Annotated in this window: 4 protein-coding genes; 3 read left to right on the top strand and 1 reads right to left on the bottom strand. The window is 76.3% G+C overall.

Annotated elements, in window-relative coordinates; all coding sequences use genetic code 11:
• Positions 1 to 99 precede the first annotated feature (99 nt).
• The 3 genes from CBZ_RS20020 to CBZ_RS20010 all read left to right on the top strand — a co-directional run bounded on the left by CBZ_RS20020 (position 100) and on the right by CBZ_RS20010 (position 2785).
• Positions 100 to 1662: a rhamnulokinase gene (locus CBZ_RS20020; protein WP_130783185.1), complete on the top strand. Its 1563-nt coding sequence runs from the start codon at positions 100 to 102 to the stop codon at positions 1660 to 1662.
• Between the two features lie 109 nt (positions 1663 to 1771).
• Complete coding sequence (locus tag CBZ_RS20015; protein ID WP_130783184.1) at positions 1772 to 2176, top strand: YciI family protein; 405 nt, start codon at positions 1772 to 1774, stop codon at positions 2174 to 2176.
• Between the two features lie 336 nt (positions 2177 to 2512).
• The gene (locus CBZ_RS20010) at positions 2513 to 2785 is read left to right on the top strand and encodes a hypothetical protein (RefSeq protein ID WP_130783183.1); all 273 of its coding nucleotides are present in this window, start codon (positions 2513 to 2515) and stop codon (positions 2783 to 2785) included.
• A 109-nt stretch (positions 2786 to 2894) separates the two neighbouring features.
• Here CBZ_RS20010 and CBZ_RS20005 read toward each other — a convergent pair.
• Positions 2895 to 3774 (bottom strand): AEC family transporter (locus tag CBZ_RS20005; RefSeq protein WP_165446875.1); only part of this gene is annotated, 880 nt, incomplete at its 5' end.

Raw genomic sequence — 3774 nt, 5'->3', positions numbered from 1 at the left:
CGTCACTTCCGACCGAGATCGGTACCTGCAGGTCACGACCTCGGTCGGAAGTGACGACCTCGGTGCCGGTGCCGGTGCCGGTGGTCGGGAGGGGTGGGCGTGAGCGCGTTCGCGGCCGTCGACCTCGGGGCGTCGTCCGGGCGGGTCATCGTCGGGCGGGTCGTCGACGACGGCGACGGCGCGCGTGTCCTGCTGCACGAGGTCAACCGGTTCCCGAACGGTCCCGTGCGGGTCCCGGCGGTCGACGTCGGCGGGCCGGGCGGGCCGGGTGGGCCGGGCGGCTCCGCCGGGTCCGGGGCGGGCGGTGCGACCGGCGCGACCCTGCGCTGGGACGTCCTCGCCCTCTACCGCGGCGTCCTCGACGGGCTGCGCGCCGCGACCCGCGAGGTCGGCACGCTCGACGGGGTCGGCATCGACTCGTGGGCCGTCGACCACGGGCTGCTCGACGCCGACGGGGCCCTGCTCGGCAACCCCGTCCACTACCGCGACGCCCGCACCGACGGCGTCCCCGACAAGGTCTTCGCGACCGTCCCCGCCGCCGAGCTCTACGCCCGCACCGGCCTGCAGGTCCAGCCGTTCAACACCGTGTTCCAGCTCGTCGCCGCGCAGGGCACCGCCGCGCTCGCGGCCGCCCGGCGGGCGCTCCTGATCCCCGACCTGCTCGGCGCGTGGCTCACCGGCGCGCAGGTCGCGGAGGTCACCAACGCGTCCACGACCGGCCTGCTCGACGCCACGACCCGGACGTGGGCGACCGACGTCGCCGAGCGGCTCGGCATCGACCCCCGGCTGCTCCCGCCGCTGCGGGACGCCGGGGTGCTGCTCGGGCACGTCCGCGACGACGTGCGCGCCGACCTCGGCCACCACGCGCCGCTGCCCGTGTGGACCGTCGGGTCGCACGACACCGCGTCCGCCGTCGTCGCCGTCCCCGCGACCGACCCCGACTTCGCGTACATCTCCTGCGGGACGTGGTCGCTCGTCGGGCTCGAGCTCGACCGGCCTGTCCTCACCGAGGCGAGCCGTGCCGCGAACTTCACCAACGAGGCCGGCGTCGACGGCACCGTCCGCCACCTGCGCAACGTCATGGGGCTGTGGGTCCTGCAGGAGTCGATCCGCACGTGGAACGAGGCCGGGCTGCCCGCCGACCTGCCCGACCTGCTCGCCGCCGCCGCGCAGGTCCCGCCGCTGACGACCGTCGTCGACGTGGACGCCCCCGAGTTCCTGCCGCCCGGCGACATGCCCGCGCGCATCGCTGCCGCTGCGGCCCGCACCGGCCAGACGCCTCCGCAGTCCCAGGCCGAGACGGTGCGCTGCATCCTCGACTCGCTCGCGCTCGCCTACCGGCGGGCCGTGCGGCAGGCCGCGGCGCTCGCCGACCGCGACGTGCGGGTCGTCCACGTCGTCGGGGGCGGGGTCCGCAACGAGCTGCTGTGCCGCCTCACCGCCGACGCGACCGGCCTGCCCGTCGTCGCCGGTCCCGTCGAGGGTGCCGCGCTCGGGAACGTCCTGGTCCAGGCGCGCGCCGCCGGCGTCCTGACCGGCTCGCTCGCGGACCTGCGTGCGGTCGGCGCGCGCGGCCTCGACCTGGTCCGCCACGAGCCCGGCGGCGCCGGCACGCCCGGCACGGCCCAGTGGGACGCCGCGGAGGCCCGCCTCTTCTCCTGACCCTTGCATCGTCGCCGCTCGACGTCGTCGCGACGATGTCGAGGGCTCCGGCGCTCGCGCGTCATCCGGGTGCGCGGGCACAGTGGGTGCCCCGGGAAGGAGACCTGACATGGCCCGCTACCTCGTGCTGCTCCGCGGCGACCAGGCGGTGTGGGACGCCTGGGACGACGACGCCACCGAGCGCAACGGCGCCCAGCACCGCGACCTCGCCCGCCTCGCCCCCACCCGCGGTCACGTGATCGTCGGCGGCGAGGAGCTCACGCACGCGCACCGCGCGCTCGTCGTGCGCCGCAACGGCACGGTGACCCGCACGCCCGGCGGCACCGTGATCGACGGGCCGTACACGGAGCTCGTCGAGCAGGTCGGCGGGTTCTACCTCGTCGAGACCGACGACGTGCAGGACCTCGCCCGGCTGCTCGCCGAGACCCTGAGCGAGGGCGTCGAGATCCGCGGCTTCGTCGACCGCACGGCCGACACCCCGCCGTCGACGGCGGGCGCGACTGCCGAGGCCTGAGGCCTGAGGGCTGCCGGCCGCCACCCCGCGGCGGCCGTCGCGGTGCGGCGGCGTGGAAGGTCGTCGCGATGTGGAAGGTCTGTCGTGTCCCGCGCGACGAACGTTCCACACCACGGTCGTGCCTCGGGGGCCGGCGGGTACGGCGTCGCGGTGTGGAAGGTCTGTCGCGTCGCGCGCGACGAACACTCCACGCGGCCGTGCCCGAGGGCCGGCGGGCTTGCCGCGCGACCGGGGTGGTCGAACGGCTGCGGCCGGGGTGGCGGCGGCGCTAGCGTGCCGGGCAGGCGGCATCGCGGCTGCCCGTCCGGCCGCCCGGGCCGTCGAAGGGAGCCCGACGTGCGTGTCCCACCCCGTCTGACCGCCTCGCAGCTCTTCTGGTGGAGCGTCGGCCTGATCGCCGGGTCGTTCGTCTGCGGCTGGCTGGTCTCCCTCGTGGCGTCCTCGATCTCGTCGATGGCGCTCGCATCCCTGGTTGTCCACGTCCAGTCCCTCGCGTACGGGCTGGGGATCGCGGGGGTGGCGGGGTCGTTCGTCGTCCGCGCCCTCGAGCCGCGCGGTTCGGCCCCCGCGCAGTCGCCGCGCAACGTGGACCGCGAGCAGAACGTCTGACCCGACCGCGGCCCGCTCGCATACCCGGGTGCGCTCGCACCCCGGGCGCTCGCCCCCGGGGCGCTCGCGCCGGGCGCGCGCACTCCGCGCGTCGCCGGTCGTCCGGCGCTCAGAGGACCGCGGTGACCAGCAGCAGCACGGGCAGGCACAGCAGGGTCGTGACGAGGCCCGCGTCGCGCGCGAGGCCCTGGCCGCGGCCGTACTGGATCGCGTAGACGAGTACGTTCTGCGCGGTCGGCAGGGCCGCCATCGCGACGACCGCGAGGCGCGCCTGCCCGTCGAGACCGAGCGCCGTCGCGACCAGCGCGGCGAGCACGGGGTGGACGAGCGAGCGCAGGACGACCGCCAGGACGAGGTCGGGTCGGGGTGCGCGCTCGCGGTCGGCGGCGGGGACGGCGAGCGACATGCCGAACGTGAGGAGCGCGAGCGGGGCCGCGGTCGCGCCGACGAGCTCGAACGGCCCGTAGACGACGTCGGGCAGTTCCCAGGGGAGCGCCGCGAGCACGAGGCCGGCGAGGGTCCCGACGATGATCGGGTTGGTGAGGGTGCGGCGGACGGTCGCCCGCACGGCGAGGGCCATGCGGGCGCGAGTGGGCGAGGGTGCAGCGGCGGTGCCGTCCGAAGGTGCGCGGGAGGTCGCGCCGTCCTCGGTCGCGACGTCCGGGTCGGTGTCGTGCGCGGTCACGATGTCGGGGTCGGCGTCGTGCGCGGTCGAGCGGTGCGCGTCGAGCACGGTGAAGGCGACCGGCGCGAGGACGAGGAGCTGGAACAGCAGCGTCGGGACGGCCGCCACGGGGTCGCCGAGCAGGAAGACCGCGAGCGCCAGCCCGAGGTTGCCGGCGTTGACGTAGGACGACGCGAGGGTGCCGATCGTGACGTCGCCGGGGTCCCGCCGCAGGACGAACCGCAGGACGACGAGCGCGACGACGGCGACGACCGCGGTGCTGATCCAGGTGGCGAGCGCGGACCGGGATGCGAGGACGTGCAGG

It is taken from the genome of Cellulomonas biazotea, assembly GCF_004306155.1.
Lineage (GTDB): Bacteria > Actinomycetota > Actinomycetes > Actinomycetales > Cellulomonadaceae > Cellulomonas > Cellulomonas biazotea.
Note: the sequence above shows the minus strand (reverse complement) of the source record. Positions and strands in the feature narration are given on the sequence as shown.